Origin of the sequence: Streptomyces tardus (assembly GCF_018101125.2) — a bacterium.
Taxonomy (GTDB): domain Bacteria; phylum Actinomycetota; class Actinomycetes; order Streptomycetales; family Streptomycetaceae; genus Streptomyces; species Streptomyces tardus.
In genome coordinates this window covers 510,251-522,402 of record NZ_JAELVF020000004.1, presented here as the reverse complement: position 1 = coordinate 522,402, position 12,152 = coordinate 510,251, and the positions used below count along the sequence as shown (strand labels likewise).

The following is a 12,152-nucleotide window of genomic DNA, read 5'->3' as shown; positions in this document are numbered from 1 at the left end:
GCGACGCCCCCTGCTGCCAGCGCCGGCGTGCGGCACGTGTCAGCACGTACTCGCGAGGAAGTCACATCCCGCAGAGGTGCCGCCGCTCCTCGGCAGGACCCTCTCGCTCGGCGAGGGCAGACGCGTGAGCCCCGAATTTTCAGAACACCGTCACAAGGAGGCCCCATGGTCGACACCCCCTCACCTCAGAACAGTTCCTCCGCCGGGTTGCGGGTCGCGGTGACCGGCGCGAGCGGCAACGTGGGGACACGGGTGGTGAACGCGCTCGGCGCCGACCCTCGTATCGACACGATCGTCGGACTCTCCCGGCGCGCTCCGGACACCGCCCCGCCCAAGACCACCTGGGTCACCACCGACCTCGGCAGAGCGGAATCGGAAAGCCGGCTCACCGCGGCCTTCCGGGGCGTCGACGCCGTGATCCATCTCGCTTGGCTGATCCAGCCGAGTCGCGACCCGCACACCACCTGGGCCGCGAACGTGCTCGGCAGCGAGCGGGTTCTGCGGGCGGTGGCCGCCGCCCGCGTTCCGCAGCTCGTGTACGCCTCCTCGGTGGCCGCCTACTCCGCCGGCCCGACCTCGGGCCAGGACCCGCCGGTGAGCGAGTCGTGGCCCACCCACGGACGCCCGACCGCCCCCTACAGCCGCGAGAAGGCCTATGTGGAGCGCCTTCTGGACGGATTCGACGCACGGCATCCCGAGATCCGGGTGGCCCGGATGCGGCCCTCCTTCATCTTCCAGCGCGCCGCGGCGATGGAACAGCGGCGGCTGTTCGCCGGACCGCTGTTGCCGAACCGATTGGTGCGCCGCGGAGTCGTACCGGTGGTGCCGGACATACCGGGACTGCGGTTCCAGGCGGTGCACGCTGACGACGTGGCAGATGCCTTCGTACGGGCGGTGCACGCGGGCGCCCGGGGCGCGTTCAACCTCGCCGGCGAGGGCACCGTACGCGCCCGGGAACTGGCCCTGCTGCTCGACGCCCGAACGATCCCCGTCCCCGTCCGCCCCGCCAGGGCGGCACTGGGCCTGGCGTGGCTGCTCCGACTGGTTCCGACGGATCCGGAACTCTTCTCCGCCCTGCTGCGGCTCCCCCTGATGAGCTCCGCCCGAGCCGCCCGAGAGTTGGGCTGGCACCCGCAGTTCAGCGGCGCGGAGGCGGTGGGCGAGCTGCTCGAAGGGCTCGGAGAGGGCGCTGGAGGAACCACACCGCCGCTCCTTCCCCGCGCGCCCGGTGGCCGTTGGGGGGAGTTCGCCACCGGCGTCGGCAAGCGGCCGTGAGCCGGCGAGTCTCCGTGAGCCGGCAGCCTCGCGGAGGACGGCGCTCGGGCCGGCCCGAGCCCTCGTGGGCCGACGTGACGGGAGGTCGATCCGAGCAGCGGCGCGGAACTCTCGCGAGTGCCCGCGCACCTCGTCAGGCGCCGGGCCCGCCCGGCGCCTGCCTCTCCTCGACGCCGGTGCTGCTGTCTCGCCGGCTGGAGCCGGGGCCGTGGTAGTCCAGGCAGACGACGGTGGCGTCGTCGATGATGTGATCGTCGGTCGCCTCCCGCAGTGCGCGGGCGAGGAAGCGGACAGCTTCGCGGGGGTGCACCTGCGCATCTCGCTCCAGCAGAGCCGGCAGGTCCAGAGCCTCGGTGTTGCGCTCGGTCATGCCGTCCGTGAACAGGAGCAGCCGATCGCCGGGTTCCAGATCCACCACCTGTGTCCGGTACTCGCCGCCCCAGGGGGAGCCGAAAGGAAGGTCGACCTCGGGCTCGATCTCCTGCGATCTGCCGTTGCGCAAGCGCAGCGGCCACGGGTGGCCGGCGTTGACCATGAGTGCGCCGCCGGTGGTCAGGTCGAGGCGCAGCAGCAGACCGGTGGCGGTGGCGTCCGGCCTGTGCTCCAGGAGGGCCCGGTGGGCGGCACGGGCCTGCTCGGCCAAAGCGGCGCCGGACCGGCGGGACTGGCGCAGCGCGCCGGTCACCAGGGTGGCGAGGAGGGCAGCGTCCTCGTTGTGGCCCATGGCATCGGTGACGGCCACGTGCAGTGTGCCCTCGTCCAGACTGAAGTCGTAGGTGTCCCCCGCGACCTCGGCGGACGGCTCCAGCGCTGCGGCGACCGTTGCCTGACCCGCCTCCACGGTCAGTACGGGAGGCAGGAGGTTCTGCTGGATCTCGGCGGCCAGGGTGGGAGTCACGCTGCGGCGGCCCCATTCGTACAGGTCGGTGAAGCGGCGATTGCTCGTCACCACGTACGCCAGCGCGTGAGCGGCCTGCGCGATGTGCTGCTCGTCCCGCACGCTCGGCCTCCCGGGCATCAGCAACTCCAGCACCCCGATGGAGTCGCCGCGGGCAGTCACCGGCGCCACCGCCCGGCTCACCTCCCCCCTGCCGCCGAGGGACGCTTCGGTCGTGACGCGCAGCTGCTGGGAGCGGATCACCTCGTCGTACAGCGTTCCGCGCAACGACTCGGGGTTGCCGTCCGTGTGCCTGTTGGCCCACGCTGCCGGCAGCCGCCAGGCCACGCTCCCCCCGACGTCGGTGATCAGGAAGCACACTTCGGTGGCACGCAGTTGTTCGGCCAGCAACCCGGCCACCACCAGCACCGAGTCGACCGGCGGCGCCTGCTCCACCGCCGCCAGCAATCGCGCCATGCTCGTCGAGGCTTCGCTCATCTGCGCGCTACCTCCTCAGAAGGAACCGCGGCCTGCCGGCGGACGTGGCGAGAGCGGTCACCGCCGCAGGCGCTCCGTAGCGTGTACATCGTCCCAAGTCCGCCGAGAAGGCGCACGGGCGCGGAGCGAGAGCGCGCGGGAAACGGCGTGCGGTACCCCCGAGGAAAGGGCCGGGCGCACGTCCGGTCTTCGACCTCGACCCGCCGAGGACGACTTCGAGGCCGACTCCGAGGCGCTGCGCAAGGCCGTACGGCGTTCGAAGGGCCGGCTGGACGGAGTGCGCTTGCCCGCCGGTCGACGAGCAGGCCGTTCGCGCCGGGGTGGTTTCACCTGCCGGCGAGCCAGGTACCCGTGGGCCCCGGCTCGCCGGCAGGTGAGCCACAGCAGCGAGGGCACGCCCGACCGCAGGAATCGAGACCGCGATGGCCGTACGGAAGCACCTCATCGACCCTTCGCCCACCGACGTGTGGGCCGTGCTGGAAGGCGAGCACCCGTACGGCCGGTGGGTCGTCGGCGCCTCGGATTCACGCGCCGACGAGGGCAACTGGCCCGAGAAGGGCTCCTCCCTCGCACACAGCCTCCGTCTCGGCCCGAAGGAGTTCGCCTCCCGCACGGTCGTACGGCGCATCGATCGGCCTCAGACGCTCGAACTGGAGGCCGACGGCGGCCCGTTGGGGACGGCACGCATCGCGTTCGACATCCGGCCGTGGGGCGACAAGACCCTCGGTGCGCACGAGACGGCTCGATGACGACCGCAGGCCCGGCAGCGGCCCCGGCAGGAAGCCCGACGCTCGGCGTCGAGGAGGAGTTCCTGCTGGTGGACCCGGAGACCGGTCGGCCCTGTGGGAAGGCGGCGCAGGTGCTGGAGCGGGTGCGGCAGGCCGGCGGCGACCCGGACCGCTTCCAACGAGAGCTGCTGACCAGCCAGGTGGAGTCGACCACGGCCGTCTGCGAGGACACCGCCGAGGCAGCCGGGCAGTTGTGGGACAACAGGCGTGCCCTCGCGGAGGCCGCGCGGAGTGCGGGAGTGGCGCTGCTGCCCTCCGCCACAGCCCCGTTCCCCGGTGAACGAGTGCCGCTGAGCGAGGGCGCGCGCTTCCGGCGCATCCATTCCGCACACCGCGAGGCGGTCGCCGACTACCAGGTGTGCGGGTGCCACATCCACGTCGGTGTGCCGGACGCGGAGACGGCCGTGCAGATCGTGGACCGGGTGCGCCCGTGGCTGCCGACCCTGCTCGCACTGTCCGTGAACTCTCCGTACCACCTCGGCAGGGACACCGGGTTCGCCTCCTGGCGACTGCTCGAACAGGCGCGGCTGCCCGGCTCCGGCATCCCGCCGCTGTTCGGTTCGGCCGCCGGCCACCGGGAGGAGGTAGCGCGCCTGACGGCGTACGGCTGCCTGGTTGACGAGCGGATGAGCTTCTGGCTGGTTCGCCCCTCCCCTCGCTGGCCGACCGTGGAGTTTCGAGTCGCGGACACCGCGGCCTCGGTGGACGAGGCCGTGCTGCAGGCGGCGCTCGCCCGCGCCCTGGTCACCACCGCGCACGCCGCCGTGCTGGAGGGGCGCCCGCCGGCCGAGTTCGGCAACCAGACGGCCGCCGCCGCGGTGTGGGCCGCCGCGCGGCACGGCTTGCGGGGCGCGGGGGTCGACCCGTGGGCGGCTCGCCCGGTGCCCGCCCAGGAGCTGGCGCAACGCCTGCTGGCCGAGGTCGACCAGGCGCTGCGGGCGAGCGGCGACCAGAAGTGGGTGGCCGGTGCGGTCGAGGGCCTTCTGGACCGCGGTACGGGGGCGGAGCGGCAGTTGCGCGCCGGCGCCCGGGGGCGGCAGGCCCTGTTGACGCAGCTCACCCGGGATCTGCTCCGGCCCGTGACCGGTGCGCCGGCGATCGCAGCCCCGCCTGGGACCGCACCCGTACGACATCCGCGCTCGAAAGGAAACCGCTCATGACCACCCTCACCGATCCCGCCCCGCCCACGGCCGCGCTGCCGCCGGCCCGTGGGCCGCTTTCCGCCGCGGTGGTCGCGGCGCTGGCCGGCGAGCCCCGCGGCGTCGTGACCGGGATGCCGAGCCCGGCCGGTGCCGAACCCTTCGGCGACGACCTTCAGCTGGCTCTCCAGCTCTGCTACGAGCTGCACTACCAGGGCTTTCCGGGCGTGCCGGACCAGTGGGAGTGGGACCCCGTGCTGCTGCGCTTCCGCGGCGAGGCGGAGGCGGTGTTCCTGGCGGGGCTCCGTGACCGCCTGCCGGAGAGCGGCGAGGTGTCGTCCGTGGTGGAGGAGCTGCTCGTGGAGCCGATCGGCGGTGGCGGCCTCGCCCCGCGCCTGGCCAGGCGCGGAGAGTGGTGGCAGATGAGGGAGTTCCTGGCGCACCGCTCCGTCTACCACCTGAAGGAGGCCGATCCGCACTCCTGGGTCGTTCCCCGTCTGCGGGGGCGGGCGAAGGCCGCGCTGGTGGCGGTGGAGTACGACGAGTTCGGCGGCGGGCGGGCGGATCGCGCACACTCCCGGCTGTATGCCGACCTCCTGGAGGGCGCGGGACTCAGCTCCGGCTACCTGCACTATCTGCCGTCCGTGACCGCGCCGACGCTGGCCTGGGTCAACATGATGTCGCTCTTCGGGCTGCACCGGTCGCTGCGCGGCGCGCTGGTGGGCCACTTCGCCGCCGCCGAGATCACCTCCGCCCCGAGCGCACGACGGATGGTCAGCGCACTGCGGCGGTTGGGTGCCGACGAGGCGTGTGTGCACTTCTACGCCGAGCACATCGAGGCGGACGCCGTGCACGAGCAGGTGATGCGGCACGAGGTGATCGACGGTCTGCTCGCTCGGGAGCCCTCGCTCGCTCCCGACGTGGTGTTCGGGATACGCGCCACCGAGCTGGTCGAGGACGACTTCGCCCGCCATCTGAGCGACGCCTGGGAGCAGGGCCGTTCGTCACTGCGGATCCCGCTGCCCGTTGCCCTCCCCGCCGACTGAACCACGACCGGCACCGCCGCCGTCCTCCGGCACGGAGCCCTCCTCCGGGACGGGGCCGGTGCCGCGCGGGCCGGAACCCTCGTCCGGGTCGGGGCCGGTCGGCACTGAATCCTCCGGGTCGGGTCCAGCCCCGGTGGATTCAGGAACCGTCCCGCGCGGTACGGGGCCCGCCCCGCAATCAGCGGGGCCGCCTCGTCGCTGTCGACGGCGGTGGCTGGTGTCGCACCAGGGGTAGCAGGCGCTCTTGCGGCACATGCAGATCGCCACCAGGAAACGGTCGGAGCGGGCGGTGCCGCCACCCGGCAGACACACCTCCACCGGCCCCTCGACCAACACCGGTCCTCCCGGCTCGATGACCACCCGTCTGGCTTCGGGCGGCGACGCTCCTGCCTGTTGGTCCGCGCGCCCCTCCCGTCCCGCGGGTGCGTTCTGCTCGACGCGGACGTCAGGGCCCTCAGGACACCCGGCGGACCCGTTCGGCTCCGCAGGCGGCGGCGCGTACTGCCCCGGGTCCTCAGCGGGGTTGGTCGGCACGGATCACCACCGTTCCTCGGCGCGTCGACCGGTGGCGATCAGCCCCCGGCTCTCGAACATCTGCCCCGGGTCCCCCGCCGCCCGTGCAGTCAAACGGCAGGCGCCGCCGGTCAGCCCCGCGGCACGGACCGCGACGTCGTGACCCTGGACGCACAGACCGCCGCGCACCCACCCCGGCGCCGACCGCTCGTCAAGCGCTCAGACGCCACCGGTCCCGCCAAGATCGGACGACCGGCCGGGACGCATGGCGGCTTCGACAACCCGCTCCAACGGGTGCCTCACGCGTCGAAGCTGAGCGAGCGAGAGCTGGTGACCGTCGCGCCCATGTTTCGCGACATCATCTCCAGCGCGGCCTCGGCGAGCATCGGGTGAATGTGCGCCACGCAGTCGCGCGCCACGGTCACCTGCAGATGGCGCAGATGGGCGTCCAGGGCGGAGTACAGCACGCACTGCTCGGTGACCTGGCCGCAGAGTACGAGGTCAGCGACCCCGAGTTCGGAGAGCAGGTGGTCGAGCGGAGTCTGGTAGAAGATCGAGTGTCGGGCCTTGACGACGAACAGCGAGGTGTCGTCCGGGCGCACGGGCGCCACCAGGTCCGCGTGAGGGCCGCGGAGCGCATGCTCGATCAGCTCCCCGTGGTGCGAACGCCAGCGGCCGAAGTTGTCGGTGACGTAGATGACGGGAACGTTCGCGCTTCGCGCCTGCTCCAGCAGCTTGCCGATGCCGGGCAGCGCTCCGCGCACCGAGGCGCGCAGTGCTTCCGCATCGGGGTGGTCATAGGTGTTGATCATGTCGATGACCACCAGGGCTCGCCGACCACCGGGGTTCACGCCCGCTCCTCTGCATCGGGGAAACCTGCCCACCCTCCACCGCACGTCGCACGCGCTCCGCGCTCCGGCCGACGAGCACCGCGCGCACGGATGTGGCCGGCGACGGGCCACGGGCCCTGCCCCCCACGGTGCCCGAACGGGTTGGACCGCGGTGCGCACCTTGGCGTCGTCCCTGTGTGGCCGCTCTGCGGGCCCAGCCGGCACCGTCGGTGAGCGACCCGGCCACAGACAGCACGGGGCGGGCCGGCTTCCGGCAGGCTCGCGGATCTGCTCACCCCGCTTCCGAGGTGCCGCCCGGTCCAGGAGGAGGGGCCGGCACCCAAGCGTAGGGGCCGCCGCCCCGCCAGTCGAAGATGTCCGTGTCCTCGAAGGCGGTGGCGGCGGCGTTGAGGCCCGCCCCGTTCAGCAGGTCCATCACCTCGTAGAGGCTGCCGGCACGGCCCAGGTCCTCGCCGGCGCACATCACCCGGCGGCGCCCCTCGGAGTCTGGCGGGAACACGGTGACCAAAGTTGCCATTCGGACAGTCTGCGGCTGCGTCGACCCGACCCGCCGTCTGCCACACCGAGCAACGGACCGCCACACCCACTGCCCACCGCCGACTCTCCGAGCCACCCAAGGCCCCGCGCATGGCCCAGCGGCTGATCGATGATGCCTTCGACGCACTGGACGAGCAGACCGTCCTCGTCCCGGGCTCCGGCACCCTCGACATCGTCATTCCCACCCTGGACTTCGCCCTGGCCACCGTCCACACCCAGCGCCGGGCCCTGGAAGCCCAGATCAGCACTCCGCTGGAGGCTCACCCTCTTTCCCCGGTCCTGACCTCGATGCCCGGCGTCGGCGTCAGGACCGCTGCCGTCCTGCTGGCCACCGTCGGCGGCGGCACCAGTTTTCCCACCGCCGCCCACCTCGCCTGCTACGCCGGCCCGGCCCCAGCACGAAGTCGTCCGGGACCTCCATCCACGGCGAGCACGCACCCCGGGGCGGCAACCGGCAACTCAAACGCGTCATGTTCCTGTCCGCCTTCGCCTGCACGAACGCCGACCCGGCCTCCCGCACCCACTACGACCGCCAGCGAGCCCGCGGCAAAACCCACGCCCAGGCCCTCCTCCGCCTGGCCCGTCAACGCATCAGCGTCCTCCCAAGGACGTCGAACTCGCCGCATGACCCCAGCAAGCCAAACCACCCCACAACCAACCCCGGGCGCCTTGACGAAAGACTAGAGGCCCCCCAGACACCGCCGTACCGCGGTCCGACATCGTCCTCCTCGTCACCGAGATCACCGCAGAAGCCGAAACATCCGGGGGAATCACGGCCGTCTTCCACACCAGAACAGGCGTCGCCACGCTCGCCCTTGGCTGAACATTCGCAGGAAACGGGTGCACTCGTCGAAGCGCTCGCCCACGTCGCCGCCTCCGACGCCCACGCGGCCCGCGAGCTACTCCAACACCCCACCACCAGAGGTCATTCGACTACCGAACAGCGTCGGTGCCTCGAAATCGTGGTCAGCGCATGCCTCGGGGCTGGACTCCTGCCGGCCCACCACGCACGCGTCCTGGTGGGCGCGGCGAACCGTGGGGAAGCCGCGCTTGACTTGCTCCTCAATCCCGCCGCTCGCGCCTCACCTCGCCCTGGCTCGCGCTTGCGCAATCGCACGACCGAGTGACCCCCCGCTCGTTCGAATGAACTGCGCCGCTCGCACCCGCGCAACGCGGGGCCAACACGATCCCTTCGCACACGGGTTCGCGAAATACCCGTTACCGCGCGCCCGTTGGTGCCGTTTCTAGAGCACCTGTACCACTCGCCCATCCGTACGGAGGACACCGTGGCTCGCCGCCCGCATTCAGCGCTCACTCCCGAATTGGTCGAACACGGCGGCCTTTGCGGGCCACCGGCCCCGTCTCTGCGACGTCGAGATGACGCCGCACGCCGCCGGATGCGGCACGCAGAGGAACTCGCCGGTAGTCGGCCCGGTCCCGCCCGAAGCACCGCCGCGCTGCATGGCGGCCCCGTGGGGACGGTGTCCGCATGAGGAGGCGCGAGGACGCCACGGAGGCGGAGGTCTCGGCGGTCGAACGGGAACTGTTCGGAGGCCGGCTGCGGTGGCGGCAGTCATACATCGAGCACGAAGGCGCCCTCACGCGCATGCGTTTCGGGCAGATGGCCGCTGCGCTGCCACGCATGGTGGGCCTGGTGCTACGGGCCGGATGGAGCGCGGACCCGCGGGCGTTGACCGGCCTGGTGGTGTCACAGGTCGGGCTCGGCTTGACCACCGGGGTGGGGCTGGCCGCGGTCAACAGCGTTTTGACCAGCCTGTTCGCAGACGGCCCGACTGCCGACAAGCTGCGGCAGTCGTTGCCCGCGCTGCTGGTGCTCGCGGTCGTCTCCATCGGAGCAGCCGTGCTGTCGGCGTGGTCGACCGCCATGACGGGGCGGTTGGAGCCTCGAGTCGAACGGGCTGTCTCTGCGCGGTACTACCGAGCCGTCACACAGGTCGAGATGGAGGCGACCGAACAGCCGGAAGTGCAACGCCACCTGGAGGCAGGCAAGTTCGGGACGGCTTCCGCCCGGCGCATGCTCGGCCTGTCCGTCGGCGTCGCGAACGTGTTGATCAGCATGATTGCGGCCGCTGTCGTACTCGCCTCGCTACACCCTGCGCTGCTACCGATGTTGCTGGTCATCGCGCTGCCAAAGGGTTGGGGTGCCGTACGCTCCGCTCGCCGCGAGTACATCTCGCGACTGCACTGGATCGACCACCGGCGCGCGGTGGCCACGCTTGTGCAGTACCTGACGATGCCGCACGCGGCCGGAGAACTCCGCGTCCACAAGGCGTCCGCCCTCCTGCTGCGGGGGTACGCCGAGATGTCGGAGCTGATGGAGACCGAACAGCGTCGACTGGCCCGCGCACAGGCGCACACCGACCTCGTCGCCGGCGCGTTCTCCGGCCTGGCTTCTGTGGGCTGCTACGGGGTCCTGTGGGCGCTGCTGACCAGCGGCGGACTCCCGCTGGCTGTCGGCGGTACTGCCGTCGTCGCGATTCGCACCTCCACTGCTCGGCTCACTTCCCTGGTGCAGCAGGTCAACCGCATGTACGAGGAGATGTTGATGCTGTCCGACACCGAGAGGGCCATCGAACTCGCAGCGAAACACGCCATCCCCACGACAGGGACACCGCTCCCGACCCCAACCCACGCCATCCAGGTCGAGAACGCCACCTTCACCTACCCCGGCGCGACAACACCCTCGTTGAACGGTGTCAACGTCACCATCCGCCGAGGCGAGGTCACCGCGCTCGTGGGAGCGAACGGCTCCGGCAAGACCACACTCGCCAAGATCCTGGCTGGGCTCCTGCTGCCCGGCAGCGGCGCCGTGTGGTGGGTGGGCCCCGACGGTGAACGGGTGGAAGTACGTGAAGCCGACCGCTCGCAAGTCTTTGACTCCGTCGGCCTGTTGGCACAGGACTTCCCGCACTGGCAGATGACGGCCGCAGCCAACGTCGCCGTCGGCGCCGGCGACCGCCCGCGGAACATGGAGAAGGTCGAAGACGCCGCACAGTCAGCCGACGCGAGGTCCCTTGTCGAGGACCTGGAACACGGATGGAACTCGATGGTCGTCAAGGGCTACGAACGCGGCGTGCAGCTCTCCGGCGGACAGTGGCAGAAACTCGGCAACGCACGCAGCCGATACCGCAACGCCCCGTTCCTGCTGGTTGACGAACCCACCAGCGCCCTCGACCCCCACGCCGAAATCGAAGCGTTCGAGCGGCTGCGGACCCTGGCCGGCGACGGCACCGCGGTCGTGCTGATCACCCACCGACTCGCCGCTACCGCGTCCGCCGATCACATCTACGTCATGGACCACGGACACGTCGCCGAACACGGCACCCACGACCAGCTCATGACCACCGGCGGCCTGTATCACGGGATGTACCAGGCACAGGCCGCCCAGTACAAAGTCGGCCCCGCAAACGAACTTCCCGCACCCCGCAAGAGCGTGGCCCCTGAGCCCGAGACCCCCGGGTGACCACGCAAGGTCGCCGCACTGAGAAATCCGGTAGTGCCGGAGGTCGAATGGGTGGCGAGCGCAGACCCAGTCACCGCACCGGCCACCTGCACTCGCCACCCGTTCCTGCGCGAGCACCAGACAGCGCCGTGGACGCGTTCGCCGATGAACGGGTACAGGCGCATCGTGATCAGGTCTTACCGTTCGTCCCGCCATCGTGCTCGACAACTACTCCCCGCACCTGACCACGAAGAAGGACACCCGAGTTGGGGCTGGGCCACGGCCAACAACGTTGGAGTTCACCCACCCCGACCACCAACCTCTCCTGGCTCAATCGCATCGACGCCCAGTTCACCGCCCTGCGCTACTTCACCCTTGACGGCACCGACCACGCCAGCCACGAAGAGCGGGGCAGCATGATCCGGCGCTACGTCAGCTAACGGAACCTCACGCTGGCGATCAACGGCTGCGAGCCCTTGTCGACAGGGCGAACGTGGCCTGATGCGGCGCTAGCCAGGCTCGGGTTCGTCATGGATGGTCAATGCTCCGGCGAGGTCGAGGTCGGCGACAGTGCCGTGTGCTCCGGCGCGGACGAGTAGCACTGCGCCGAACGCGGTGCTCCAGAACGTCCTGGTCTCCACACTGAGCGGTCGACGGGCCCTCCAGCCTCGACTGTCGATGAGCTGGCCTGCGAAGCGCTCCGATTGCTGAAACAGCAGCCGGAGGTGCTGGTCGACCACAGGGGCGAGTTCGGGCTTGGAGATCGCTGCAGCGAGTGCTCGCGCGACCGATGGGAGCGAGGGCATGGCCAGTACGACGCGGGCAATGTTGCGTCGAAATGCCGCCGCATCGGGGGCTTGGCGACCGAGGCGCTCGATCCGTCGGGCGTCGTGCAGCAGGCCGAGAAAGGCGGCATGCACAAGCAGCGAGTCCTTGGAGCCGAAGTAGTAGGTGACCTGGTTGGGGAAGACCCCAGCCGCGTTCGCGATCTCCGCGACGCTCACCTCAGCGCCGGGCTGCTCCTTGCAGAGTTGTGCAGTTGCCTCGATCAGCCGGCGCCTCGTCGCGCGACCGCGGCCCCGCGACCGAGCCGACGTTGATCGAGCTTCCATTCGCTTCTTCTCCACATCCGGATTGTATGTGATACAACAAGGCATCGTTGAAT

The 12,152-nt window shown here is 71.0% G+C and carries 10 protein-coding genes and 2 pseudogenes; 7 read left to right on the top strand and 5 right to left on the bottom strand.

Going from position 1 to position 12,152, the window contains the following annotated elements; translation table 11 throughout:
- Positions 1–165: 165 nt before the first annotated feature.
- On the top strand, positions 166–1,275 hold the full coding sequence (locus JGS22_RS24800) for an NAD-dependent epimerase/dehydratase family protein (protein WP_211039922.1): 1,110 nt from the start codon (positions 166–168) through the stop codon (positions 1,273–1,275).
- A gap of 133 nt (positions 1,276–1,408) precedes the next feature.
- On the opposite strand, the gene JGS22_RS24795 is transcribed toward JGS22_RS24800, so the two are convergent.
- A complete protein-coding gene (locus JGS22_RS24795; protein ID WP_211039921.1) occupies positions 1,409–2,650 on the bottom strand; it encodes a PP2C family protein-serine/threonine phosphatase in 1,242 nt (413 codons plus the stop codon).
- 422 nt (positions 2,651–3,072) lie between these two features.
- Between JGS22_RS24795 and JGS22_RS24790 the strand changes: the two genes are divergently transcribed.
- Genes JGS22_RS24790 through JGS22_RS24780 form a run of 3 tightly spaced genes read left to right on the top strand, consistent with a single transcriptional unit; the run spans position 3,073 to position 5,623 of the window.
- A complete protein-coding gene (locus tag JGS22_RS24790; protein ID WP_211039920.1) occupies positions 3,073–3,399 on the top strand; it encodes a hypothetical protein in 327 nt (108 codons plus the stop codon).
- On the top strand, positions 3,396–4,598 hold the full coding sequence (locus JGS22_RS24785; protein ID WP_211039919.1) for a carboxylate-amine ligase: 1,203 nt from the start codon (positions 3,396–3,398) through the stop codon (positions 4,596–4,598). The genes JGS22_RS24790 and JGS22_RS24785 overlap by 4 nt, the downstream gene beginning before the upstream one ends.
- Positions 4,595–5,623 carry an iron-containing redox enzyme family protein gene (locus JGS22_RS24780; RefSeq protein WP_211039918.1) on the top strand — a complete coding sequence of 343 codons (1,029 nt, stop codon included), beginning with the start codon at positions 4,595–4,597 and terminating at the stop codon, positions 5,621–5,623. Before JGS22_RS24785 ends, JGS22_RS24780 begins: the two co-directional genes overlap by 4 nt.
- On the opposite strand, the gene JGS22_RS27510 is transcribed toward JGS22_RS24780, so the two are convergent.
- The 3 genes from JGS22_RS27510 to JGS22_RS24765 form a co-directional block, all read right to left on the bottom strand.
- Entirely contained in the window at positions 5,582–5,959 is a 378-nt protein-coding gene (locus JGS22_RS27510; RefSeq protein WP_372454356.1) for a CDGSH iron-sulfur domain-containing protein, read from the bottom strand. The two genes, JGS22_RS24780 and JGS22_RS27510, sit on opposite strands and share 42 nt — an antisense overlap.
- A gap of 476 nt (positions 5,960–6,435) precedes the next feature.
- Entirely contained in the window at positions 6,436–6,987 is a 552-nt protein-coding gene (locus JGS22_RS24770; protein ID WP_308405885.1) for a cysteine hydrolase family protein, read from the bottom strand.
- Positions 6,988–7,258: 271 nt separating this feature from the next.
- Positions 7,259–7,504 carry a hypothetical protein gene (locus JGS22_RS24765; RefSeq protein ID WP_211039916.1) on the bottom strand — a complete coding sequence of 82 codons (246 nt, stop codon included), beginning with the start codon at positions 7,502–7,504 and terminating at the stop codon, positions 7,259–7,261.
- A gap of 71 nt (positions 7,505–7,575) precedes the next feature.
- On the opposite strand from JGS22_RS24765, the pseudogene JGS22_RS24760 reads away from it, so the two are divergent.
- From JGS22_RS24760 to JGS22_RS27205, 3 genes and pseudogenes are all read left to right on the top strand, one after another.
- A pseudogene (locus tag JGS22_RS24760) lies at positions 7,576–8,126 on the top strand (transposase); the annotation flags it as partial.
- Between the two features lie 887 nt (positions 8,127–9,013).
- Entirely contained in the window at positions 9,014–11,008 is a 1,995-nt protein-coding gene (locus tag JGS22_RS24755; protein ID WP_216815156.1) for an ATP-binding cassette domain-containing protein, read from the top strand.
- Between the two features lie 181 nt (positions 11,009–11,189).
- Positions 11,190–11,489: pseudogene (locus JGS22_RS27205) on the top strand (IS630 family transposase); the annotation flags it as partial.
- 7 nt (positions 11,490–11,496) lie between these two features.
- Here the strand turns inward: JGS22_RS27205 and JGS22_RS24745 are convergent.
- Positions 11,497–12,114 (bottom strand): TetR/AcrR family transcriptional regulator C-terminal domain-containing protein, encoded by a 618-nt coding sequence (locus JGS22_RS24745; RefSeq protein WP_211040865.1) that lies wholly within the window; start codon positions 12,112–12,114, stop codon positions 11,497–11,499.
- Positions 12,115–12,152: the final 38 nt, after the last annotated feature.

Bases quoted from the DNA above. Each gene is read 5' to 3' on its own strand.
- JGS22_RS24800 (WP_211039922.1), top strand. From the start codon at position 166: ATGGTCGACACCCCCTCACCTCAGAACAGTTCCTCCGCCGGGTTGCGG.
- JGS22_RS24795 (WP_211039921.1), bottom strand. From the start codon at position 2,650: ATGAGCGAAGCCTCGACGAGCATGGCGCGATTGCTGGCGGCGGTGGAG.
- JGS22_RS24790 (WP_211039920.1), top strand. From the start codon at position 3,073: ATGGCCGTACGGAAGCACCTCATCGACCCTTCGCCCACCGACGTGTGG.
- JGS22_RS24785 (WP_211039919.1), top strand. From the start codon at position 3,396: ATGACGACCGCAGGCCCGGCAGCGGCCCCGGCAGGAAGCCCGACGCTC.
- JGS22_RS24780 (WP_211039918.1), top strand. From the start codon at position 4,595: ATGACCACCCTCACCGATCCCGCCCCGCCCACGGCCGCGCTGCCGCCG.
- JGS22_RS24765 (WP_211039916.1), bottom strand. From the start codon at position 7,504: ATGGCAACTTTGGTCACCGTGTTCCCGCCAGACTCCGAGGGGCGCCGC.
- JGS22_RS24755 (WP_216815156.1), top strand. From the start codon at position 9,014: ATGAGGAGGCGCGAGGACGCCACGGAGGCGGAGGTCTCGGCGGTCGAA.